This is a genomic window from Chryseobacterium sp. UNC8MFCol (assembly GCF_000482305.1).
In the GTDB taxonomy this organism is placed as follows: domain Bacteria; phylum Bacteroidota; class Bacteroidia; order Flavobacteriales; family Weeksellaceae; genus Chryseobacterium; species Chryseobacterium indologenes.
In genome coordinates, this window is record NZ_AXUZ01000003.1 from 179109 (window position 1) to 203825 (window position 24717).

Sequence of the window (24717 nt, forward strand, 5' to 3'; positions counted from 1 at the left end):
AAAATGACTTAAAGTTTATACATAATTAAAAACCAATACTTTATATAAATGAATTTTGAGAAATCAGTTAGATATGGTGAATAAAAAATAATTTGAACTGTTATATTGAGTGCCAGAAAAGAACAAATAAGAAAATTGAAACTTGAATTGATGGACAGATATGTAGCGCTTATGACTTTCATAATTGCTGTTTATATTGTCATCTTTGCATTTTTTATTCATGACACTATAATGTCATGGTATCTGGTTGCGGGGTTATTGCTTCTCAGCTGTCCTTATGTTTTTACCCGGAAAAGGCTTTCACCCGATTTACTGGTCCATACTTTTCTGATTTCTGTTCCCATTTACAGTTTCTATATTATACTGTCCTTTTGGGAAAATTCTGTGGCTAGTTTTTCCATATTACTTCCCATTCCATTGGGTGCTTATATTTTTTTTTCAAATAAGGAAGTATTATTATATACCTTATATGTGGTGGTTACAATTGTGGCAGTAAGTGTAGTCGCCAATCATTTCAGTTTTAATCTTCCCAAGCATACACAGGAAGAAGTTAAGTTCAATGATACCTTATTATTTATCTCCAACATTTCGGTGGTCTTTTTACTCATTTATTATAAAGACAAAATTAAAAAGCCGGAAACATTGGATAATATCTATGCAGAGGATGCTCTCATAATTAATAAAGAAGACCCAACTGAAGTGGTTATTAGAACACCAGCAGAGTCAGCAGATAGCGAAGCTTTTGAGAAATTGTTTGAAAAAATCGAATCCGCTATGACTCAGGATATGCTGTTTAAAGATACCAAACTGAATCTTTCAAGATTGAGTGTAGTTTTAGAAGTTAATAGTGCTTATATCTCCAAAGCTATCCGTTATAAAGGCTATCCAAATTTCAGTACCTACCTTAATACCTACAGAATTAATCATGTAAAAAAACTGTTTACGGAAACAGATTTCCAAAAGGCTACTTTAATGTACATCTATACTGAGGCGGGATTTTCTAATCAATCGACATTTAACCGAGTTTTTAAACAGATCGAAGGAATTACCCCATCAGAATACATCCAGCAAAACGTGAACACTGTTGATAATCAAGATCAGTAGAAAATATTTATCTTTGGGTAAATTTTTTATATGAAAGTTTTGATTATTAACGGGCCTAATTTGAATCTTTTAGGCACCAGAGAACCGGAAATTTATGGTACAATCTCCATGGAGGCCTATATGGAAACCTTACAATCTGAGTTTCCTGGTTATGAATTAAAATATTATCAGTCTAATATTGAGGGAGAACTGATCAACATACTTCAGCAAGATGATTTTGATGCTGTGGTTATTAATCCCGGAGCTTTTACCCATTATTCCTATGCTATAGCAGATTGTTTAAAAAACATACGAAAACCTAAGGTGGAAGTTCACATCAGTAATATCTACAAAAGAGAAGAGTTCAGGCAGAAATCTGTGACAGCAGCTAATACTGATGCGGTTTTATCCGGATTCGGGATGGATGGATACAGATTGGCCATTCTCAGTCTGAAATAACCAAATGATGAATCTTCAGATTTTATAATATATAACTATTTTGCTCGCAGATTTTACAGATTACGCAGATCTTATTTTTATAGGGTTTCATATTTTTCCCCAAACATCTGCAAAATCAGCTTAATCAGCGAGAGTAAAAATAAAAAAGCCTCATCGTTGATGAGGCTTTCCTATGTCTTATAATCTTATTAGATTGTTTGTTCCTGCAATTGAGGCCCTGAAGGGATTAATCTTTTTCCTTCTTCTGTATCACAATACTGCTCGAAGTTTTTGATATATCTTGAAGCAAGATCTTTTGCTTTTTCTTCCCAGTCTGTAGTATTCTCGTATGTATCTCTAGGATCTAAAATACCTGTAGAAACGTTTGGAAGCTCTGTAGGAATTTCAAGGTTCATGATGGGAACTTGAGTTTTTGGTGCATTATCAATAGAACCGTCAATAATTGCATCAATGATCGCTCTGGTATCTTTCAGAGAAATTCTCTTTCCTGTACCATTCCAGCCTGTATTCACTAAATATGCTTTAGCACCGTGTTCTTTCATTTTACCGATCAATGTTTTAGAGTACATGGTTGGGTGTAATGTAAGGAATGCTTCACCAAATGCAGGTGAGAAAGATGGTTGAGGCTCAGTAATTCCTCTTTCAGTTCCTGCTAATTTAGAAGTGTAGCCACAAAGGAAATGATATTGTGCCTGATCTTCATTCAAGATAGAAACCGGAGGCAATACCCCGAAAGCATCTGCAGAAAGATAAACGATCTTTTTCGCATGTCCTGCTTTAGATGGCAATACAATTTTGTTAATATGATAGATTGGATAAGAAACTCTCGTATTTTCAGTAATAGATCCGTCTTTATAATCAGCAACACCATTGTTTACCACAACATTTTCAAGAAGAGCATCTCTTTTGATGGCTCTGAAAATATCCGGTTCTTTTTCTTCTGACAGGTCAATAACTTTAGCGTAGCATCCTCCCTCATAGTTGAATACTCCGTTGTTATCCCATCCATGCTCATCGTCACCGATAAGGTATCTTTTAGGATCAGCAGATAATGTTGTTTTCCCTGTTCCTGAAAGACCAAAGAATAAAGCTACATCTCCTTTTTCTCCAACATTTGCAGAACAGTGCATGGAAGCCATACCCTTTAATGGAAGGTAATAGTTCATCATGGCAAACATTCCTTTCTTCATTTCACCTCCGTACCATGTACCACCGATGATTTGTAGTTTTTCAGTAAGGTTGAACATGATGAAGTTTTCGGAGTTTAATCCCTGAGCTTCCCAGTTTGGATTTGTTGTTTTTGATCCGTTGATTACCGTGAAATCAGGTTCTCCGAAGTTTTCAAGCTCATAATGAGAAGGACGAATGAACATATTAGTAACGAAATGCGCCTGCCATGCTACTTCCACGATAAATCTTACTTTAAGTCTTGTATCTGCGTTGGTTCCGCAGAAAGCATCAACTACATAAATTTTCTTAGCTTCAGCAAGCTGGTTCAGCACTAATTCTTTACAAGAACCGAAAATTTCTGATGTAGTTGGTAAATTTACTTTACCATCCCAGAAAATTGTATCTCTTGTAACATCATCCTGAACAATATATCTGTCTTTAGGTGAACGACCTGTGAAAATTCCTGTTTTTACCGATACCGCGCCAGACTCTGTAAGCTCAGCTTTCTCAAATCCTTGATTTTCAGGAGAAACTTCAGCCTGGTACAATTCTTCGTAAGAAGGATTATACACCACTTCATAGTTTCCTTTAATCCCCAATTTTTCTAAATCCTGGATGATTTTAGTGTTTTTCATTTTACTTATATTTTCTATTTCTTTATTGAGTTCAACAAAAATAATATTAATTATTTGTTAAAGACGGTTTAAATATACTGATATAAGTCAGAATGACAAATAAAAAAACAGGATTGTAAGATACTGACTATAAGCTGATTATTTCAGGCCATTCAAAAACGGTTGTAAATCCTTTCTCCCAAAAATAGTCTTTAAAGCCCCCAAATTTGGCACTCATCACGAAATCTCCACCCCATGCGCCTAAACTTTTGACAAAGGAAGGACAATCAGAGAATAGCTTTTCTCTAACTGTGAGTATTTCAAGAAAATCTGCAATTTTACGTTCATGAATCATCATTAATTCAGAAAAACTTTCCAATTCATTGCATAATAAAATTTTCTTTGTGATATCTGAAAATTCATTAATCAATTCCGGTGATTTATTTTTCGACTTGTAAAGAGTGATTCCTTCTCTGCTGTCTTGCTTTTGATTTAAGTGAATAAATATCAGCTCATTTTTAAAAGGAGGATTAAAATCTACTTTTTCATATCTGATCTCAGGTTTATTTTGAAAAAGGATAGCAGATTTCTCTTTTGCAACGGCAATATCATATCCGCTCCCTCCAAGACTGATTGAATTCAGGTGAAAAGGGTTGATATCTGCCCATTCGCCAAGATTATTCATCAGGGTAGAGCTACTCCCAAGACCATAGTCAGCAGGAAACTGAAGATTTGTTTTTAAATGATAACTGAGATCGCTTTTAAATCTTGTGGTAGAAAGTTGCTGAACATTGTATAATGTTTTTAGAATAAATTCAGCACTTGAAGGGATATTGGTTTCTACAATCTGCCAGTTGTTATAGTCTATGACAGCTGTTAACCATAATTTGTCCTGATGGTAGGCTTCCCAAAGAATTAAAGATTTTTTATCTTCCCTTTCTTCAAAAAAAAACTCTTGTCCCAGCCTGGTTGGTACCGCTAAGACAAGAGCTCCATCTATTGCGAAATATTCTGAAGTAAGCATAAGCTTTCCCGGTGAAAAAATCGCTTTCATATTTTTATTTAGATTGCAGAAGTAGCTTCTACTGATCCGTCAATTTTTCTGATCAATCCCTGAAGGGTTTTTCCTGGTCCTACTTCTATAAAATTGGAGGCTCCGTCTTTGATCATATTCTGAACAGACTGAGTCCATTTTACCGGTCCTGTAAGCTGGTCAATCAGATTTTGCTTGATTTCCTCAGGATTGGTTACTGCAGTAGTCGTAATATTCTGGTATACGGGAATAGTGGCTTTTCTGAATTTTGTTTTTTCAATAGCTGCCGCTAATCTTTCCTGTGCCGGCTGCATCAATGGTGAATGGAAAGCTCCGTTTACGGGTAGTAATAAAGCTCTTTTTGCTCCAGCTTCTTTAAGTTTTATACAAGCTTCTTCTACCGCAGGTGTTTCTCCTGAAATCACCAGTTGTCCCGGACAGTTGTAGTTAGCAGGAACAACAATTCCGCTGATCTGAGCACAGATTTCTTCAACTTTAGCATCTTCCAATCCTAAAATTGCAGCCATAGAACTTGGATTGGCATCGCAAGCCTCCTGCATGGCCTTAGCTCTTTCTGATACCAGTTTTAAACCGTCATCAAAAGATAAAACGCCATTAGCAACCAATGCTGAGAACTCTCCTAATGAGTGTCCTGCCACCATTTCAGCGCCAAGACCGTTTACTGCTTTTAGTGCTGCTACCGAGTGTATAAAAATTGAAGGCTGGGTAACCTCTGTTTTCTTCAGGTCTGCATCCGTTCCGTTAAACATAATGGAAAGAATATCGAAACCTAAAATTTCATTGGCTGATTCCATAAGATCTTTGATATCTTTTCTTGAATCATACAATTCTTTTCCCATTCCTACGAACTGAGAACCCTGCCCTGGAAATACAAGTGCTTTCATGTACTGAATTAAATATTATGCAAATATAATGATAATGTAAACAATATTCTTTTAACCAGATATAAATCATCTAGGGAACCAGCCTGATTACTCTGTAGCCGGTGTTTACATAAGCACCATTAGCCTTTGATTTTACAAACTCAAACTTGGTAGCAAGCTGCGTCTGTACTTTGTTCATCTGTCTGAATATTTCTCCTTTTTTATTTTCCCTGGTCAACATATCATTCACGACATCGAAACCTACGATTGCATATTTAGGAGGTATTTTGCAATACTTGCTTTTATAAGCTGCAAGAATCTCTTTTTCAAAATTACCGTCTGTGTTGATCTTTCTATCCATCAGATATACTAGGCTTGCCTGGCTCAGATCATCCACTTTCTTTTCAAATACAGGTGCATAAAACATACTGAATGCTTTCACTCCCTGAGCTTCTTTGGAAAGAGCAATGACTTTATTTGCAAATGCGTCACCCATATCATCATTAGCTAAGACAGCGATAACAGGGGCAGCCTGTCCTGTCATCATATTCTGATCCAGCTGAATATCTGCCGGAGAGGTAACGATGACAACATTAGGATTTTTCAGCGTCTTTTCAAGACCGGCTTTGATGTAGTTGGCATTTTCTTTTTTAGTGTCTGCTACCACATATATTTTCTGATCCGAATAGACCGCTTTTACTTCTTCAACAATTTTGTCAGCATAGGTCTGATTATTGGTTTCAACAATGATCAGGTTGCTGTAGTTATAAAGTTCCGGGGTATTAGCAAATGGTGCCACTACCGGTATTTTTTGATTTTTAGTAAAATCCAGTACGTCTATTACGTTGGATTTGAAGAAAGGACCTATAATAAGATCTGTATTTTCAGGATTAATCTGTGTCAGAGAATTCTTAAATGAAGCTTCATTTCCTGAATCTACTACTTTGATATCAAGTTTTTGCCCTCCTTTGGCATTTCTTTCGATGGCCAGTTTAGCACCTGTCAAAAAGTCAAGAGCCATCCCTCTGTATTGGGTTTCATTGGTACTGTACCCGAAAGGAAGCATCAATACTACGCTTAGGGCATCACCGTTTTTCTTCACGTAAGCAGGATCCTGCTTTTTGATTTTCAAAACCATTCCTGATTTTAATCCGTGAGAAAGCTCGGGGTTAAGTGCGATCAGATCATCAATTGAAACTCCGAATCTGTTGACAATAGAGAAAACTGTATCTCCCTGCTGAACCGTATAGGTTACATAATCATCTCCTGCAACCACATTTCCGGAAGCAGATGAAGATCTGTCATTGCCTGAATCTACTTTTGTTTTTGGATTTACAGGTTCTGGTTCAGCTACAACTGATTCAGTGGCAGGTGTTGATTTTTTTATTTTAATGGTTTCACCAGGCTTTAACCCTTTCTCCTCCAACCCTGGATTTAAGGCAAAAAGATCCTGTTGGTTGATCCCAAATTGTTTTGTAATTCTGTAATAATTATCTTTTGCCTGAATCACGTATGTTTCTCCTTCTACCGGTGCAACAGTATTAGTTGTTATTACGGTTGTTGGTTTTTCAACAACTGTTTCAGCCGGTTTTTCCGCTGCAATAACCTGCTGGCTGTCACCATATTTTTTGATACTGGCAAGAGGTAACGTAATTTCATCTCCGATTTTCATATGAGAATCCAATTCAGGATTCAGCTTTCTTAAATCGGTTTCAGAAATCCTGTATTGCTTGGTAATTCCGTATATGGTTTGTTTGGGCTGTAAAACAATTTTCCCTAAAGCAGCGCTCGTGGCAGGAGTTGTTTTCACTTTTTCAGCGACAACCGCTTTGGCAGCAACAGGAGCTGTTGCTTTATCGGATTTTATTGTTAAAACATCTCCGATAGCAAGCTTACCATCTTTATGCTTAGGGTTTAGCTTCAGCAATTCATCTACAGTCATTCCATACTTCTTTGCAATGTTGTAAGGGTTGTCACCTTGTACAACTGTGTGCGATTTCTGAGCTGAAACTCCCAAAACCATACATAAACTGGATAGAATAAAAAACCTCTTTATCATATTCGATAATTATAATTTACAAAAATACTCCTTTAAAATTAAATGGCAACAATTATTAGTTTGGATTCTTGAACCACCATTTCTTCCAAACAATTTTCAAGCCATGAATAGCCGTAATCTGAAAAGAATACGCTAAAGTTGTAGACCCTTTCCTGCCATGTACCGGAAGGGTGTATGTCTAAAAACAGATTTTCAAGTCTTTCCAGCAGCTCTGCCTGTTTTATTTTTTCAGCATGAAGCAGACGTTTTTTCATTCTTTTAAATGATTTCAACTGTCTCACTTCTTCGGCCTTTACCATATTGCCAAAAGATCTTTCGGTCATTTCTGCAGTGGCTTTCAATTCAGAAAAATTATTGATCAGGAGCTGCTCTTTTTCTTCCAGTAATGGTAAAATATGATTATCCTTTAAAATCTTACGGTTGGTTATGATGGCAAAGTTCTGGAAGAAATCATCAATTCCGAGATCGAGTTTCCGGATTTTCCCCAGTGTCTTTTCTTTTATAAAAAGCATGGAATTTCTGGGAATAAGAATCGGAAAAGGAATTTCAATTTTTGAAAAATAATCTTTCAGTTCCAGCCAGTACATGATTTCGGCATTTCCGCCGATGTACGCCAGGTTAGGTAATATTTTTTCCTGATATACCGGGCGCATCAATGCATTTGGGCTAAATCTTTCGGGGTAGTTTTCCAGCTCGGCCAGTATTTCTTCTTGTGTAAACTGAATATTTTTGTCTACAACGATATATTTCTGACCGTTAAATTCAATCCTGTCTCTTGTATCTGACAGGTAAAAGAGATTAATTTCGCGGGGGTTTACCTGAACTTTACCATATTTTTCAGTCAGAAAATCTACTTTGGCTTCGGATTGTGTTTGCAGGCTGAAATGCAGGAGCTCATCTTTAAAAATCTCTTTCATCTCAGCTTTAAGCTCTTTCGAATCACCATCCAATATCAAAAGTCCGAATTCAGAAAAAAGTCTATTAACCAGGATTCTGATCGCCTGTGTTAAAGTATTTCCGGTTTTATAAGCTTCTTTAAGCATTAAAATCAATTCGGTTCCGAAGACAGAATCTTTAAATTCTTTTTCAAACTCAGAAATAAAATAGGTATCACTGATTTGAATTCTGCCTACCGGGCCACCGGATTTCTCGTTGATCTCGTAGAAATGATTTTCTGTTTTAAAATGGTTAATTTCAGCAAAATCATGATCTTCGGAAGCCATCCAATAGACCGGAACAAAATTGAAGTCCGGAAAATTTTCTTTGAGATAAGTACATGTTTTTATCGTCTGCAATATCTTATAGACAAAGAAAACAGGCCCCGAAAACAGGTTCAACTGATGTCCTGTAGTAACAGTAAATGTATTGGGAAGCTGAAGATCCGCCACATTACCTTTTTGCTTTGAAGACAATGTAAGCTCTGAAAGCTGCTCTTCTAATACCGCAGACAATATTCTTCTCTGCTCTGATGATAAAGACGAATCGCCTTTAAGATGGATCTGCTGACGAAAATGATCTACAGTAAATGTTTTATTTTCAAACCCCTCAATTTGTTGATTCAAAAAATCTTTTACCAATTGAGGAATACTTTCTATATCGTTGAATGATATCTTATTAATTGTTTTCAACCTGTATCGTTTTTAGTTGAACAAATACCACACAATTCCAATATTCAGTCTGAAGTCATATACCGGATAGTGTGGGAATGCATACGCTTTGTTGTTGGAAATAAGAGTTCCTATCTGCTGACCTTCGATGAAGAAGAACATTTTCTTCACTTTCAAATTGATATAAAGATCGGCAATCGGCTGCCCACCAATAGAGAACGAACCGGAATCAGGTAACATATATTCGTTTAGGATGGGAAAATATTCTCTTGAAGCAAATTTAGAGAAGTAATACACCTTAAGTCCTGCCTGGATTTCTGCGGCTTTCTTAAAGGCCTGCGTCTGAAAGAAGAAATTGGCTCTTCCGATAAAGCTTGGCATCGGAAGCAGATTTTTATTTGTCAATGCATTTTGGAAATGCAGCCTTGTATTCAAATGGAATTTACCAAAACTAAAGGTAGCATCTCCTCCAATCTGAGAAATATTAAGAGAGCTGTCACTTTGCTGTGGGCTACCTTCGTTATCAATATACGTATAATTGTCTATTCTGAAATAGTTGGCAAAAATTTCTGTTTTGAACCACTTCAGGTTTATACTTCCCCCGATTTCCATTACCGATTGGTTTCTGGCATTTTCAAGGTAATAATTAAAACTGTTATATACGGAAGTATTCAAGAGGTAATTGAATGAAGGATATGCGCTTTGGAAATTTACTTTAGCATTGACAAAATAATCCTTTACCGGTTCAAATTTTAAAGTATTGGCAGTTCTAAGATAGCTTTTAAACTGACTTCCGTTTGAAAATTCAAGGAAGGAATTCAACTGAACTTTATCCCAAAGTTTTACCTGCAGATTTCCTACAGCACCAATTCTGTTTTCTTTAAGTTCTGACGGAAAAGATACGCCTCCTATAGATACGACATCCCTGATTCCGAATTTGATCATCTGGTAACGAACTCCAGCATCCAGTTTGAATTTTTCATTATTAAAAACCAGACTTACCGTGTTACTGAAATTATCAGAATATTTCTTTGTTGTCAGAGGAAAATTGGCAACGATTTCACTATCATCTTTATACCAAACCCTTTCCAGTGCTCCCTGATTATAGTAGTATTTATTTCCCTGATGTAACATCGTGTGGCGTATACTAAAAGGAAATTTCTCAGCATTGAAAGGTGTAAACTGATGACTCAGGTAATATCTCCGGTAAGAAAACTGTGAGCTGCTTGAAGAAAGATTCATCTGGGCATTCTGTCTGTTTCTATAATTACTGTCGCCACTTTGAAACAAATTATCTTCGACAATTCCACCACTTTCCTGATTATTTACATTTTGATGCAGGTAATGGGCAAAAAGCTCATAGTTTCCACTTTTGGAAATATAATGTCCTGAAAATATTGTGTTGTTGTTTGCTGCCAGTGAGTTTCTATACAATCCCTGAGATCTTAACCCCATATATTCAAGGGCAAAATTGAATCTTTTCCCAATATTTTGGGTGTAAGTAGAGTTCAATGCGGCACCGTTTCTCATTGCATTATGATAGATGAATGCGGCAGTAGGAGTTTTTACATCATAATATTTTACATCATTGGCTCCGAGAATCATATATGCTTTATTGGAAGGCAATAAAGACAGGTTCTGTTCCGGATTCACTTCAAATACAAGAGGGTTAAATCCTGACCCGATATTGGCAGGCTGTACTCTTCCGAAGTTATCTTGATTATTATATTGAGAGAAAATGTGTGTCTTATCAAAAGTCATCACGGTATCAAAGACTTTCTTTTCTGAAAACTGTGTCTGAAAGAGATAATCATTGATTGTAGGTTTGAAAATTTTCAAAGAATCTTTTTTACCGGAGTCTATGACAAGAGTATCTTCCGGGTTTCGTTGAAGTTTTTGAGTTTTTATAGAATCCACAACCTGCGCCTGAGCAGCCAAACTGAAGAAGGTGATTATGAAAAGGATGTACTTCATTATTCATTATTGTTCAGCAAATTTAATAAAAAAAAGGCTGTCTCATTTTTGAGACAACCTTTTTAGTTAAATAAAAAGAAAATTTTCTTTTTTTATCCCTTTTTCTATGATTAGAAATGTGGGTTATTTACAATTTCTTCCTGAGGAATTGTTAAAGATACTCTAGGATCATTATAAGGGAACGCAGTACCTACGAAGAACAAGTGGTTAGAACCTCTTGTAACGGTAGCTTTGTTTCTCTTAAATGCTAAGTAAGATTTACCTTCACCCCAGAATTCAAATCTTGTTTGGTTGTAGATTTCCGTTTGAAGAGCTGTTCCTGTCAAAGTATCAAGGAAACTGTCAACATAAGCTGCTGCTGTTTTGTTTGGCTCCGCAGGATCTGTTGAATCTGAATATCTATTGTAAAGTACTTGTTTTAAGATAGTTTTAGCCTCAGCATCCTGTCCTGTTTTAGCAAGAGATTCAGCAGCCAGGAAATAGAATTCATCTACTCTCATGAAGATATAGTCCGCAGTAATCTGTCTTTGTCCCTGAGCAATTCTGTTAAGGTCAAAGAACTTGTTACCAGGGAAGTTTCTTGCAGGAGTAGTAGCTATAGGAGTTCCCTCACTATCATTAATTGTACTCATCACAAATTGATTTCTTCTGATATCACGGGCTTTCATATTATTATACAAGCCTAGATCAATTCCTTTTCTTGTCCCTACTGAAGCATAGCTATATGAGAACATATCCACTTGGCCCCACCAGCTAACCAGGTCTAATCCGTTTACAACAGCGATATCAAATCCCCACATCCAGCTAGGTGTCTTCAAATCATTGAATCCTCCTCCACTTACTACGTTAGATCCTGCCGAATGTGCCATTCTTACAGTTTCTGTTTTGGTAGTAGACGTATAACCATAATCATTAATGATCTCTTTAGAGAGTTTAGCAGCCTGCACCGGTTGATCTATTGCAGCATATGTATAAGCCAAAAGACCTTTGGCAACAGACTGATCGATCATCCCTTTATTTGTTCTCTGGAAACCTTCAAGATAATTTACAGCTTTAGTCAAGTCGTCCACAATAAGTGCATATACCTGAGCTTGAGTAGATTTTGGTTGAGCCGGCATACCTGCTTTTGTATAAACAGGAATTGCTGCTTCACTAGCACTATATCCTTTCGTATAGAATTGCATCAGATAAAAGTAAGCATAAGCACGTAGAGCTTTAGCTTGTCCCATTGCATATTTATCAGCATCAGTAGTAGGAACAAAATCCGTCCCTCCAAGAGCATCAATAATTTGGTTCGCACCTGCAATCATTCTGTAATAGTACCTCCATGGTTTGTAGTTCATGGTATTGGTAAAGTCAGTCTGAGCGGTCATATTTGCCATGGCAACATACCATCCGTAAGATGTAGCCTCAAGAGCCATATCCTGGGAAAGCATGTCACTGTAAATATCGTATCCTTTTTGACCGAAGTCATCATGATCCAAATCTGTTCCCCCTGTTCCTGTGTTAATCATCATCACATACAAACCATTCAGTTTTGTTTGTGCAGGAGCATCAGCAATTGTTTCTGTAGGTGATGATTCAAGAAACTCTTCACGACATGAAACAGTCAATGCTGATAATGCTATACTTAATAATAATATCTTTTTCATTGTAAATTAATAGTTAGAAGTTAATTTTAGCTCCAAAAGTTATAGTAGATAATGGTGCATAAGCATATGTGCTACTTGCTCCTGTTTCTGAAACACTTGGATTAAATCCTTTTCTTTTTGTTGCAATCCATAAGTTATCTCCACTTACGAATAAGTTGAATCCTGTAAGGCCAATTGCTTTTACAAAGTCCTGAGGAAGGTTATATCCTAAACGGATATTATTAAGTGCCAGATAGTCAGATTTCACTAGGAATCTGCTGGATCTTGCATTTTGGTTAGCATCAATAGCAGCGTTAGAAGACATTCTTGGAACATCTGTTACATCACCAGGATTCTGCCATCTTTGTCTGATATCAGTGTGCCAGTTGTTGTTACCTACAACACCGTTACCCATTAGCCCGGCATAAAGCCCGTCATATGCATATCCACCAAGACTATACAGGAATTGTACTCCCAGGGAGAACTGCTTATATCCAAAATCTAAGTTGAATGCTCCTCTAATAGCAGGAATAGCAGATTTGTCTAAGAATTTCTGAGTTGCCTGAGAATATACTTCTGTAACTCCTGTTCTGATGTCTGCATTAGGATTCAGCTTTTGGAATTCATAAAGTGACCCGATTTGTTCACCTGCATCAAATTTTCCGTTTCCGTTGGTATCAACATAGCTGACAGACCATTGAGCGGCACCGGTAGCTGAATTTACTCCTACATATTCTCTCATGTAAAAGTCGTATAATGATCTTCCTTCTGCTCTACCAAAACCTGCTTCAGATAAATCAATGATCTTAGCAACTCCAGTAGATGGATCAATTGGCATCTGTGTAAGTTTATTACGTAAGATCTCACCATTGATACCAAAATCAAGATACATATTATCTTTATTAATGATATGTGTTTTCAAAGTAAATTCTAAACCTTGGTTAACAAGCTTACCATCATTTACTTTTAAAATTCCATTACCTGTAGAAGGAGCTAATCTGTTATCAAAAATCAAGTCGTTCGTTGTTCTGTGGTAGTAATCCACTTCAAGCTCAACAGCTCTGTTTTTAAATAATCCGATTTCAGCACCTACCTGGAAGATATTAGATTTCTCCCAAGTTAAATTAGGATAACCATCTCTGTCATAAGTAGCAGCAGGAAGTCCCATGAAGTTTCCTGGATTATATACATTATATCCTGGATAGTATCCTCCATTTTGAGCTGAAGCAGCAGTACTTCCAACGATCGACTGATCACCTACTGTACCATAACTCGCTTTTAATTTTAAATGTTTGATGGTTTTATTATCATTAAGGAAATTTTCCTTTGTAACTAACCATCCAAATCCTGCTGACCAGAATGTATCCCATTTATTTTGTAAGAATCTTGAAGTTCCATCTCTTCTAACTGTTCCGTTGAAGAAATATTTCCCTTGGAAGTCATATGTTAACTGTCCGAAATAAGATTCTAGTGTATAATTATATGTGTAAGAATTGGATAACGATTCTCCCACCCCCTGATTCAATTCAGGAATCATATCAATAATAGTTGGTCTTCCGGCAGATAGATACTTTTGTTCCCAGCTGTTACTTTCGTGAGCTGCAAAAGCCATCACATTGTGATCACCAAATCTCTTTTGGTATCTTAATAACTGTAACCAGTTATAAGCCATTAATTCAGTCTTAGATTTGGAAATATAACCATTCTGACTCGCTGCATTTCCATAGAAAGGGTTATCTACCTGATCATTACTGTTGTTATAATATTGCCCTCCAATTCTTGTTTCAAAGCTTAAATTTTTAGTAATATCAGCTTTTAAGAACATGTTGGCATTGATCTCATGCTTATAGAAGTTGTTGATATTATTGGTAGCATCACCAATTGCATTGGTAAGACCTCCAAATCCTCTACCGTAATCTCCCATACCATAATCAAACTGATTTCCTCCAAAGTGTGGATCCGGAATTTTATTTCCATTTGCATCACGTGTAAATAGTGGATATAGGGAAGGAATATTATCTACAAACCAGAAAATACTTCCTGAATCACTACTTTGTCCGTTTCTTTTAGCTTTAGAGTATGCATAACCTAAATTAAATTCTCCCTTCAACCAAGGTCTTGCCTGGTGAGTTAAATTTAATCTACCATTATATCTTTCAAAGTTTGAGTTAATAGAATATCCTTTATCACTTAAGTAACCAATATTCGTATAATATGTTGTTTTACCGCTACCACCACTGATGGATAGGTTATTTTCCGTTCTTGCAGAAGTTTGGAAAGCATAATCTTCCCAGTTTTCCGGATCATAGATTCTACCAATTCCCGAACGTACCATACCGGTATTAGGGTCAATCAGATTTGCAGCCGGTGTACCCCAGATATTATAATCCGGGCTAATTCCCGCTGTACTAAAAAGTCTTGTGTTAGCATATGCGGTTGGATTAGCGTTCCCAGCAAGTCTACCTTGGTTTCTTAACGCCTGCCAGCTTAATCCAACATATTCTTCAGGAGAGCTGATTCTTGAATATCTTGGAAGTAATGACATGTTGAAACCTACCTTAGATTCCAACTGGATTACAGATTTGCTAGATCTACCTTTCTTAGTATTAATAACAACAACCCCGTTAGCACCTCTAGCACCATAAATAGATGTAGCGGTAGCATCTTTAAGGATCACCATGTTTTCAATGTCCTCAGGGTTAATTGAGCTCACATTTCCTGTAAAAGGCATACCATCAAGTACGTACAATGGGCTTCTGTTTCCACTCATTGAACCAAAACCTCTGATACGGATAGTTGCATCTGTACCAGGCTGTCCAGAAGTATTGATTACTCTTACCCCTGCTGCTTCCCCTGCAAGCGCCTGGCTCACAGTAGATACGTTTTTCGAATCAATTGACTTAGCATCAACTTTAGACGCTGTTCCAACATAACTTTCTTTTGGAACCTGGCTATACCCTATTACAACAACTTCTTCAATCGCTGTTTCTCCAGCTGTTGTATCTTTAGGCTTTTGCTGTGCGTAAGCGGCTTGCCCCAAAAAGAACAAAGCTCCCGCACTTAGTACACGTAGTTTAACATTCATATTAACAAATTTTAATATATTTTAGCGACAAATATGTTAATAAATATTAACACTAGCAAATTTTTAACTTAGCATTAAACGTATTTTTTTAACAACAAATACCGTTTTAAACTTAAATTATAAAAATATGATAATTTTAAAGACATAAAAAAGGTTAAAAACAAAAAAAAACTATAAAAAATACAGTTTCAATAATTAATTATAAATGTATATTTTTTTATTTATAATGATTCTAAACTAAAATATAGAATAAAATCAATTGCTTACATTACTTTATATGAAAAAAAATACAGAAAAACGAGATTCACCACACAAGTTCAACACTTTACCTTTCAATAATACTTTTCATATTTAATTACGGAATATAGTTATACTGCCAAAAAACTTTGGGGCAACATATTCTTTTTCTTTAACAGAAAATAATTTAAGCGAAAAAATTACGCAAATAAGTTAAATAACATTAATTTTATCAACATTAGCAATAAGGAATTAAAGTATAATAAAGGGAATTTAGGAAATTTGAATTCATGAAACTATCTTTCTTTATACTGCCATATTACTCTAAATTATCCTATATCGATAAAAAATTCCTGTAAAATAGTAATATTACTGTCGCTCTGAATGCACCTCAGGAAAATCCTTATCCGTTAACAAAAAGACATTAATTCATATCTATATTTTAACAAATAAGATCACAATTTATTGGCTAAGGGTATTGGATTCAAATCCAATCAGAATACACACTCACCATTAAATTTTATCAACAAATGAGCATAAAAAAGCGCCACCTCTTCGAGGTGGCGCTTCATATAAGTATTTTAAGATATTATTTAAGCTTTTTCTTAACAGCTACTTCTTCGTATACTTCAAGAATATCGCCGATTTCAATATCATTGTATCCTTTAAGATTCAGACCACATTCGTAACCTTTTGTTACTTCCTTCACATCATCTTTGAAACGTTTCAAGCTTTCAAGCTCGCCGTCAAATTTAACGATTCCGTCTCTTAATACTCTTACTTTTGAGTTTCTTGCTACTTTTCCTGAAAGAACCATACATCCGGCAATTGTTCCAACCTTAGAGATTTTAAATACTTCTCTGATTTCCACATTACCAATAACCTGTTCTTTGATCTCAGGCGAAAGCATACCTTCCATAGCTTCCTTCACCTCTTCGATAGCAGCATAGATTACAGAATAGTTCCTGATCTCAATTTCTTCTCTATCTGCAAGGTCTTTAGCATTGGCACCGGCTCTTACGTTAAATCCGATAATAATTGCATCTGAAGCTGCGGCTAAGTTAACATCAGATTCAGTAATCTGACCTACGCCTTTATGAAGGATATTAACGTTGATTTCAGCTGTTGATAATCTCTGTAACTGATCAGATAATGCTTCAACAGATCCGTCCACGTCACCTTTAAGGATAATGTTCAATTCTTTGAAATCACCCAAAGCAATTCTTCTACCCAATTCTTCAAGCGTCGTATGCTTCTTGGTTCTGATAGAAAGTTCTCTTTGAAGCTGCTCTCTCTTATTAGCGATTGTTTTTGCTTCACTCTCGTCAGCGTATACTTTAAACTTATCACCAGCTGTAGGAGCTCCGTCAAGACCTAAGATCGTAACCGGAATTGAAGGCCCTGCTTCTTTAAGGTTTCTACCTCTTTCATCAAGCATAGCTTTTACTTTACCGTGGTTTTTCCCGGCAACTACGTAATCTCCAACTCTTAGAGTACCTGTTTGTACCAACATAGTAGCAACATACCCTCTACCTTTATCCAGTGAAGCTTCGATAACAACTCCCTGGGCATTTCTATCCGGATTGGCTTTTAAGTCAAGCATTTCTGCCTGAAGTAATACTTTCTCCAATAGAACATCCATATTATTACCGAATTTCGCAGAGATTTCCTGAGACTGAACATTTCCTCCCCATTCTTCAACAAGGATATTCATTCCGGAAAGCTGCTGTCTGATATTATCCGGATTTGCACTTGGCCGGTCTACTTTGTTCAATGCAATAATCATTGGTACACCAGCTGCCTGAGCGTGAGAAATTGCTTCTCTCGTCTGAGGCATCACATCATCATCTGCTGCAATTACAATAATTGCAATATCTGTGATCTGAGCACCTCTTGCTCTCATTGCTGTAAACGCTTCGTGACCCGGAGTATCCAAGAAAGTAATTCTCTGTCCGTTTTCAAGCTTCACGTTATACGCACCGATATGCTGTGTAATTCCTCCGGATTCACCTGCAATTACATTGGTTTTTCTGATGTAGTCAAGTAATGAGGTTTTACCGTGGTCAACGTGCCCCATTACAGTAACGATTGGAGCTCTGCTTACTAAGTCTTCTTCGTTATCGATTTCTTCTTCAGTATCATTTTCTTCCAGATCAGCATCTGAGAATTCGATTTTATAACCAAATTCATCCGCTACCAATAATAAGGTATCTGCTTCCAGTCTTTGGTTCATGGTAACCATTACCCCAAGTGAGAAACATGCAGAAATCACTTCTGTTGGTGATACGTTCATTAAGCTGGCTAATTCACCTACTGTAATGAATTCCGTAACTTTAAGAGTTCTGTCTTGTGCTTCAAGCTCTTGTTGACGCTCATCCTGTTCTCTTCTGTACGTTCTTTTATCTTTTCTGTGTTTCGCAGATTTAGATTTACCACCTTTATTGGTCAGTTTCTCTAATGTTTCCTTAATCTGGTTTTTAACTTGCTCGTCAGTCAATTCAACCGGCATGACTCTTTGACCAGGTCTGTTGTTTTGACCGCCTTTTTTGAATCCACCACCTTGGCCACCTGGACGGTTTCCTCCCTGGTTGTTTCCGAAACGGTTTCCACCTTGGCCTCCCTGACCTTGAGGACGGTTCCCCTGACCTCCTTGACCCTGACGGTTTCCACCTTGTCCACCGTTGTTATTCTGACGGTTTCCTTGGCCCTGACCTCCTTGGTTGTTATTGTTTCCAGAGTTTTGGTTATTCCCCTGACCTTGTTGGTTATTCTGACCAGGTTTTTCGATTCTCTTTCTTTTCTTTTTCGCTCCAGAACCAGGTTTTGGTGCAAACTGAGTCAGGTCAATCTTTTCTCCGACAATTTTAGGACCGTCAAGTTTTTGATATACTGTCTCAATTTTCTGTGGTTCCTGAGACTCCGGTTCAGCATCCACTTTCGGAGCTTCTACTTTTTTCTCCTCTGCAACTACCGGCTTAGGAGTTTCTTTTACTGGTTCCACAGGTTTTATTTCTTCTTTTTTCTCCTCTACTTTTGGTTTGTCTTTTTTCACAGGTCTATTTCTAGATTCTATCTGAGACAAATCAATTTTATCCAAAACTTTAAACTCCTGCTTTTCAGGTGCTGCTTTCACTTCCGGTTCTTCTTTCACGATTTCTTCTTTCTTTTCTTCAACCGGTGTCGCTACAGGAGCAGCAGGGGTTTCTTCAACTTCAGGCTTGCTAGTTTCCAAATCTATTTTACCTAAAATTTTAGTTTCTGGTTTATTTGCTTTAGCTCTTATCACTTCAGGGGTTTTCTTCTCTTCAATTTCCAGTTTTTCTTCCGGAACTTTAGTAATCACCACCTCATGGGAAGCCTTTCTTTGTTCGCCATCCTTAGCAAACTCAGCCTCCAATGCAGAATATGCCGCTTCTTCCAATTGAGCGTTAGGATTGCTTTCAACCTCAAACCCCCTTGATTGTAAAAATTCTACTAATCTGGACATCGAAATGTTGAATTCCTTAACCGCTTTATTTAATCTAATTTTTGGCATCTATATTATTTACTATTTTTTTAATTCTTAAAATTAAAGTATTTCTTTTTTACTGTTTATTAAAATTTATTTAAAATCTTAATCTTCAAATTCTTCTCTCAGAATACGTTTTACCTCTTCAATAGTTTCTTCTTCAAGGTCAACCATATTTAAAAGACTTTCTGTCTCTTTATCTAATACTGATTTTGCAGTAGTAAGTCCTACTTTCTTAAATTCATCCAAAATCCACTGCTCGATATCATCATTGAATTCTCTTAATTCAACATCATCATCCTCGCTGGACTCTCTGTATACATCAATTTCGTATCCTGACAACCAAGAAGCCAGTCTGATATTCTGTCCTTGTTTTCCGATTACTTTAGAAATCTCTTCAACAGGGGTATATACTAATGCATAGTTTTGATCCTCGTTGATGTCAATTTTATTAATGGTAACATTTCCTAAAGCTCTCTTCACCAAAATCTCAGAGTTTTTAGACCACTGAATAACATCGATGTTTTCATTTCTCAACTCTCTTACAACGCCGTGAATTCTGGATCCTTTCACCCCAACACAAGCTCCTACAGGATCTATTCTGTCATCGTAAGCATCTACTGCAATCTTCGCCTTCTCTCCCGGAATTCTCACTACCTTTTTCAAGATAATTGTTCCATCCTGGATTTCAGGAATTTCCAGCTCTAATAACTTCTCTAGGAATTTAGGTGCAGTTCTGGAAATAATAATCTGTGGTTTAGAACCTTTAAAGTCTACTGTTTCAACAATAGCTCTGATATTCTCACCCTTTTTAAAGAAATCGGATGGGATCTGGTTTTCTTTAGGTAAGATAAATTCGTTTCCTTCATCATCCAGCAAAATCACGTGTTTGTGACGGATATGGTGGATTTCTCCTACTACAATCTCCCCGATCTTATCTCTGAATTGTTCGTACAGCATTGCATTATTATGCTCCTGAAGTTTTGTAGCCAGAATCTGCTTCAGTGTAAGAATATTTCTTCTTCCCAACTGGGCAACAGGGATTTCCATTGTAAAGTCTTCTCCCACTTCGAAAGTAGGGTCAATTTTCTTTGCTTCAGAAATTTCAATTTCCAAATCATCGTCTTCAGACATTTCGTCCTCTACAATTGTTTTATTTAAAAATATCTGAAAATCTCCTTTATCAGGGTTTACAATCACATCAAAATGATCATCTGAATCGAATCTTTTTCTCAAAAGTGTCTTCAGTGAATCTTCAATAATTGCCATAAGATCAATCTTACTGATCCCCTTTTCGTCTTTAAAATCACCAAAGGATTCAATCAACGCTATATTATCCATCTATTCTTTTTTCTTTTTTAAAATTTAATTACTACTAATGCCTTTTTGATCTCAGAGTAAGAAATTTCTTTCTCCTCTTCCACATCCACTTTACCTTTCCCGATATCTTTCGGCTTTCTGTAACGTAAAACAAGTGTGATCTTCTCGTCGTCTACTTTTGACAATTCCCCTTCAATTTTAGAAGAATCCTCCAGCATCACCTCAATCTCTCTTCCTATGTTTTTATTGAACTGTCTTGGTGTTACTAATGGCTCGCTCAGTCCTGCAGACATCACCTGAAGGCTGAAATCATGTTCTTCACGATCCATATTGAATTCTATAGCACGGCTTGCATCAAGGCAATCCTGCAAAGAAACTCCGTCATCACCATCTAAAATCACTGTAATATCATCCCCGGCAGAGATCTTAAGATCAATAAGAAACAGATCTTTTCTGGTCTCAAGGAATTCATTTAATAATTCTTCAATTCTTTTTTTAAACTCCATACATTCTTTTATCTTGATTTACAGTACGAAAAAAGGCTTTCTTGCGAAGCCTTCCCATTTTTTCCGTAAATCCAATGCAAATATACGCTTTTTTTCCAAAAATGCAAAATTATCTTATTATCAAGTAAATAGAGATCAGTTCTTTTACAATAATTTAAAGAAGCAGATGAAGTATTTTTATTATTTTTGTTTCTGAATTTTAAAAACAAACATTTTGAATATAACGATTGTAGGAACAGGTTATGTAGGATTAGTGACAGGAACTACCCTTGCAGAACTTGGCAATTCAGTATACTGTGTTGATATTGATGAAAAGAAAGTAGAAGGTATGAAAAACGGCATTGTTCCCATCTATGAGCCGAACCTTGAAGAAATGTTCCTCAGAAACATTCAGTCTGAAAGATTATTTTTCACTACAAATTTAAAAGAAGCTTTAGACAAAAGCGAAGTTATTTATCTTGCTTTACCTACTCCCCCGGGAGAGGATGGTTCTGCAGATCTTTCTTATGTATTAAAAGTTGCCAACGATATTGGTGAAATGATGACGGAATACAAGGTCATTGTAAATAAAAGTACTGTACCGGTAGGAACTGCCGATAAGGTAAGGGAAACGATTGCTGCCAAAACAGCGGTTTCTTTTGACGTAGTTTCCAATCCTGAATTTTTAAGGGAAGGATTTGCTGTTGAAGATTCTATGAACCCTTCAAGAGTTGTTGTGGGGGCCAGTTCAGAAAGAGCAAAAGACATTATGTCTAAAATCTACCAGCCTTTTACCAATACAGGTATTCCCATTATTTTCATGGATGAAAAATCATCCGAATTGACAAAATATGCTGCCAACTCATTTCTTGCAGTAAAAATTACCTTTATGAATGAAATTGCCAACTATTGTGAAAAAGTAGGGGCAGATGTGGATAAAGTAAGATTAGGAATGGGAAGTGATGACAGAATCGGGCACAGATTTTTGTTTCCGGGAATCGGATATGGTGGAAGCTGTTTTCCTAAAGATGTAAAAGCGCTTATCAAGTCAGGAAAGCAGGAAGATTTCAATTTCCAGATCCTTGAAGCTACCGAAAATGTAAACACAGCTCAGAAAGTAATCCTAATTTCAGAAATTGAAAAATATTTCGGAGGAAGCATCGCTGGGAAGAAAATAGCAATGTGGGGTCTTGCTTTCAAAGCCAATACTGATGATATCAGAGAAGCTTCGTCTTTAGACAATATTGCTCTATTGCTTGAGAAAGGAGCTGAAGTTGTAGCGTATGATGCGGTGGCAGAAAGTAATGTAAAAAAACTTCTGGGTGACAAGATACAATATGCTAAAGGAATGTATGATGCCCTGGAAGGAGCTGACGCTTTATTCATATCAACGGAATGGCCGGAGTTCAAAAATCCAAATTTTGAACTGATGGCTAAAAAAATGAATAATAAAGTTATTTTTGACGGAAGAAACATGTACCCGCTTGAAATCCCGGAACAGAACGGATTTTATTATAAAAGTATAGGCAGAAAAACCATTTCACAATAATATTAAATGAAAAACATTATCATTACAGGAGGGGCAGGCTTTATTGGCTCTCATGTTGTAAGAGAATTTGTAAAAAACAACCCAAACACCACAATCATTAACCTTGATGCTCTTACATATGCCGGAAACCTTGAAAACCTTAAAGACATTGAAGATGAACCAAATTATATTTTCGAGAAAGCCGACATTACCCAGCCGGAAGAACTAAGAAGGGTATTTGAAAAATACAATCCTGACGCCGTTGTACACCTGGCTGCTGAAAGCCATGTTGACAGAAGCATCACGGATCCGATGGCATTCATCAATACCAACGTCAACGGAACAGCCAATCTCCTTAATCTTTGTAAGGAATTCTGGACATTAAATCCTGATCACACCCACGGAAGATTTCCTGATGAGAAAAGAACCAACCTCTTCTATCACGTTTCTACCGATGAAGTATATGGAAGCCTTGGAGAAACCGGATTTTTTCTGGAAACGACGTCTTATGATCCGCAATCTCCTTACTCTGCATCAAAAGCAGCCTCCGACCATCTGGTAAGAGCTTATGGCAATACTTATGGATTACCATTTATCATTTCCAACTGTTCCAACAATTATGGACCGAATCATTTCCCTGAAAAATTAATTCCATTGTGTATTTCAAACATTATTAATGAAAGACCTTTGCCCATTTACGGAGATGGAAAATATACCAGAGACTGGTTATTCGTGATTGATCATGCTAAAGGAATCCACCAGATTTTTAATGAAGCAAAAACCGGAGAAACCTATAATATCGGAGGCTTCAATGAATGGCAGAATATTGACCTGGTAAAGGAACTGATCAAACAAATGGATGCTAAACTGGGAAGACCTGAGGGCTATTCGGAAAAGCTGATCACGTTTGTAAAAGACAGACCGGGACACGATAAGCGCTATGCCATTGATGCTACAAAACTGAATAAAGAACTGGGCTGGAAACCATCCGTAACTTTCGAAGAAGGACTGGGAAAAACCATCGACTGGTATCTAGAGAATAAAGAATGGCTTGATAATGTAACATCAGGAAACTACCAGGAATATTACAATAAACAATACAGTTAATTGCCCAACACTAAATAATCACCGACAACACAAATGAAAACCGAATAATTCGCAAAATACATGAAAGGAATAATATTAGCCGGAGGATCCGGAACCAGACTTTACCCTCTGACAATCGCAGTCAGCAAACAGCTTATGCCTGTTTATGACAAACCTATGATCTATTACCCACTTTCTACACTTCTATTAGCGGGAATTAAAGATATCCTGATCATTACCACTCCACATGACCAACCGGGATTCATCAAACTTCTTGGCGACGGCTCTCAGCTAGGGTGCAATATAGAATATGTTGTTCAGCCAAGCCCGGACGGGTTGGCGCAGGCATTTATTCTGGGAGAACAATTTATCGGAAATGATCCTGCTGCACTTGTTTTAGGAGACAACATTTTCTACGGTTCTGAAATGGGAACCTTATTAAAAAACAAGACCAATCCTGACGGAGGTGTTGTTTTCGCTTATCACGTGGCAGATCCGGAAAGATATGGAGTGGTAGAATTTGATGACAACTTCAAAGCCGTTTCTATTGAAGAAAAACCTTTGCAGCCGAAATCAAATTACGCCGTACCCGGATTGTATTTCTACGATAACGAGGTGGTAGAAATTGCCAAAAACATACAGCCTTCTGCAAGAGGAGAGCTTGAAATCACAGATGTAAACAATGTTTATCTGAGCAAAGGAAAATTAGAGGTAGGAGTTCTGGACAGGGGAACCGCCTGGTTGGATACGGGAACATTCGATTCCCTTCATGATGCTTCTGAATTCGTAAGCGTTATTGAAAAAAGACAGGGATTCAAAATCGGATGTATTGAGGAAATAGCCTTTAGAAATAAGTTTATTAACGAAGAAAAACTATTGGAAACCGCGGTTAAATATGGAAAAAGCGGTTATGGACAATACCTTAAACAACTGGTTGGTAAATAACCATATAAT

At 36.8% G+C, this 24717-nt stretch carries 16 protein-coding genes; 5 read left to right on the forward strand and 11 right to left on the reverse strand.

Annotated elements, in window-relative coordinates; translation table 11 throughout:
* Nucleotides 1–150: 150 nt before the first annotated feature.
* Complete coding sequence (locus M030_RS0100855; protein WP_123840751.1) at nt 151–1104, forward strand: helix-turn-helix domain-containing protein; 954 nt, start codon at nt 151–153, stop codon at nt 1102–1104.
* Nucleotides 1105–1134: 30 nt separating this feature from the next.
* Nucleotides 1135–1542 (forward strand): type II 3-dehydroquinate dehydratase, encoded by a 408-nt coding sequence (locus M030_RS0100860; protein WP_027371803.1) that lies wholly within the window; start codon nt 1135–1137, stop codon nt 1540–1542.
* Nucleotides 1543–1730: 188 nt separating this feature from the next.
* On the opposite strand, the gene pckA is transcribed toward M030_RS0100860, so the two are convergent.
* The 11 genes from pckA to rimP form a co-directional block, all read right to left on the reverse strand.
* On the reverse strand, nt 1731–3347 hold the full coding sequence (gene pckA, locus M030_RS0100865; protein ID WP_027371804.1) for a phosphoenolpyruvate carboxykinase (ATP): 1617 nt from the start codon (nt 3345–3347) through the stop codon (nt 1731–1733).
* 127 nt (nt 3348–3474) lie between these two features.
* Nucleotides 3475–4380 (reverse strand): GYDIA family GHMP kinase, encoded by a 906-nt coding sequence (locus M030_RS0100870; protein ID WP_027371805.1) that lies wholly within the window; start codon nt 4378–4380, stop codon nt 3475–3477.
* 8 nt (nt 4381–4388) lie between these two features.
* Nucleotides 4389–5264 carry an ACP S-malonyltransferase gene (fabD, locus tag M030_RS0100875; RefSeq protein ID WP_027371806.1) on the reverse strand — a complete coding sequence of 292 codons (876 nt, stop codon included), beginning with the start codon at nt 5262–5264 and terminating at the stop codon, nt 4389–4391.
* Nucleotides 5265–5334: 70 nt separating this feature from the next.
* On the reverse strand, nt 5335–7302 hold the full coding sequence (locus M030_RS0100880; RefSeq protein ID WP_051584829.1) for a LysM peptidoglycan-binding domain-containing protein: 1968 nt from the start codon (nt 7300–7302) through the stop codon (nt 5335–5337).
* 38 nt (nt 7303–7340) lie between these two features.
* Entirely contained in the window at nt 7341–8930 is a 1590-nt protein-coding gene (bshC, locus tag M030_RS0100885) for a bacillithiol biosynthesis cysteine-adding enzyme BshC (RefSeq protein WP_027371808.1), read from the reverse strand.
* Between the two features lie 12 nt (nt 8931–8942).
* Nucleotides 8943–10883 carry a putative porin gene (locus M030_RS0100890; protein WP_027371809.1) on the reverse strand — a complete coding sequence of 647 codons (1941 nt, stop codon included), beginning with the start codon at nt 10881–10883 and terminating at the stop codon, nt 8943–8945.
* Between the two features lie 110 nt (nt 10884–10993).
* Complete coding sequence (locus M030_RS0100895) at nt 10994–12535, reverse strand: RagB/SusD family nutrient uptake outer membrane protein (protein WP_027371810.1); 1542 nt, start codon at nt 12533–12535, stop codon at nt 10994–10996.
* Nucleotides 12536–12548: 13 nt separating this feature from the next.
* Nucleotides 12549–15599, reverse strand: coding sequence for a SusC/RagA family TonB-linked outer membrane protein (locus tag M030_RS23535; RefSeq protein ID WP_051584831.1), 3051 nt, complete (start codon nt 15597–15599; stop codon nt 12549–12551).
* Nucleotides 15600–16425: 826 nt separating this feature from the next.
* Nucleotides 16426–19371, reverse strand: a complete 2946-nt coding sequence (infB, locus tag M030_RS0100905) for a translation initiation factor IF-2 (protein WP_027371811.1) — start codon at nt 19369–19371, stop codon at nt 16426–16428.
* 78 nt (nt 19372–19449) lie between these two features.
* Nucleotides 19450–20685, reverse strand: coding sequence for a transcription termination factor NusA (gene nusA, locus M030_RS0100910; RefSeq protein ID WP_027371812.1), 1236 nt, complete (start codon nt 20683–20685; stop codon nt 19450–19452).
* 17 nt (nt 20686–20702) lie between these two features.
* Entirely contained in the window at nt 20703–21170 is a 468-nt protein-coding gene (gene rimP / locus M030_RS0100915) for a ribosome assembly cofactor RimP (protein ID WP_027371813.1), read from the reverse strand.
* A 214-nt stretch (nt 21171–21384) separates the two neighbouring features.
* On the opposite strand from rimP, the gene M030_RS0100920 reads away from it, so the two are divergent.
* Genes M030_RS0100920 through rfbA form a run of 3 tightly spaced genes read left to right on the forward strand, consistent with a single transcriptional unit; the run spans nt 21385 to nt 24708 of the window.
* Nucleotides 21385–22698, forward strand: coding sequence for a UDP-glucose dehydrogenase family protein (locus M030_RS0100920; protein WP_027371814.1), 1314 nt, complete (start codon nt 21385–21387; stop codon nt 22696–22698).
* 6 nt (nt 22699–22704) lie between these two features.
* Nucleotides 22705–23784, forward strand: a complete 1080-nt coding sequence (gene rfbB / locus M030_RS0100925) for a dTDP-glucose 4,6-dehydratase (RefSeq protein WP_027371815.1) — start codon at nt 22705–22707, stop codon at nt 23782–23784.
* A gap of 60 nt (nt 23785–23844) precedes the next feature.
* A complete protein-coding gene (gene rfbA / locus M030_RS0100930; protein ID WP_027371816.1) occupies nt 23845–24708 on the forward strand; it encodes a glucose-1-phosphate thymidylyltransferase RfbA in 864 nt (287 codons plus the stop codon).
* Nucleotides 24709–24717 lie beyond the last annotated feature (9 nt).